Source organism: Thermoanaerobacter sp. A7A, from assembly GCF_000445185.1.
GTDB lineage: Bacteria > Bacillota > Thermoanaerobacteria > Thermoanaerobacterales > Thermoanaerobacteraceae > Thermoanaerobacter.
Genome location: NZ_AVAF01000121.1, coordinates 1 through 1,222 on the forward strand (window position 1 = coordinate 1; position 1,222 = coordinate 1,222).

Sequence of the window (1,222 nt, forward strand, 5' to 3'; positions counted from 1 at the left end):
TATAAATTGCAATATTAAATGCAACACCTAATGAAAATCATGTAGATATAGGATTTGGAACAAATCATATATAACCTTAAGCCCATCTTAGTTAACAAATTGAGCGAAGGTCGTGATTTGTCAAGGGTTTAAGTCAGGCGAAGCCTGCCCCTTGACAAATCACGAACGAGCTCTATACTTTATAAGAGATGGGCTTAACAAATTTTTGCCAGTTCCTCATAAAAGCATTCTTTAGGTGTTTTATAATTTAACAATTTTCGTGGAAGGTTATTAAGCCAATTTTCTACTTTCTTTATCGTATCTATAGATAAATCTCTAATACTTTTTCCTTTAGGGATAAAACGTCGTATAAGACCATTATGTCGTTCATTTGTACCTCTTTCCCAAGATGAATATGGATGTGTATAATATACTTCTACGCCATATTCTAAAAGAGCACTTTCTAAATCACTAAACTCTGTACCATTATCAGATGTTATTGTTTTAAAGACCTTGCTTAAATTGTCACCAAACATATCTTTTAATTTTGATAGTGCATCTTTAACAGATTTACTGTCTTTTGTATCCAATAGTAATATTATTTCATGGCGAGTCTTACGCTCTATTAATGTTAAAAGGACCTTGTCATTAGACTTCTTGCCAATTAACGTATCTATTTCCCAATGCCCAAAAACTTCACGGCTTTCAACTTCTTTAGGCCTAAAATCAATACTTTTACCCATAATACGTTTATTTTTACGGTTTTGTTTCTTCCTTGGTTTTAAACGTAGTTTTAAAGGTAAATCAATGTTTTTAACTTTTAATAATCCTCTATCTATATAGTTGTAGAGTGTTTTAGTACAAACAATGGTTTTATTATTCCAACTTGGGTCCTTCTTACAATAACCTACAACTGCGTCTGGTGACCATTTTTCATTTAATATTTTATTTTCAGCATATTTCAAAAAATCTTCTGCTTTAGCTGCTTTAAATTTAGCTCCACAATTTGAACGATTTTTTTCGTAGACAGCCTGACCAGTTTCAGGAAAATAGCTTGTATAAGAAGACAAATCACTTCTAAGTTGTGTAGTAGTTCCACGTTTAATTTCACGGCTTATAGTACTTGGAGATCGATTAAGTTTTTTAGCAATATACCGAATGCTCCTTCCTTCCTTGAGTAATGCATAGATTTCTCCTCGTTCATAGCTACTTAAATGTTTAAAAGAACGCTTTTTTGTGGTAC

The 1,222-nt window shown here is 32.1% G+C and carries 1 protein-coding gene; it reads right to left on the reverse strand.

The window, feature by feature from the left end; all coding sequences use genetic code 11:
• Nucleotides 1-194: 194 nt before the first annotated feature.
• A partial coding sequence (locus M663_RS0108945) for an IS30 family transposase (RefSeq protein ID WP_042805278.1) occupies nucleotides 195-1,222 on the reverse strand: 1,028 nt, incomplete at its 5' end.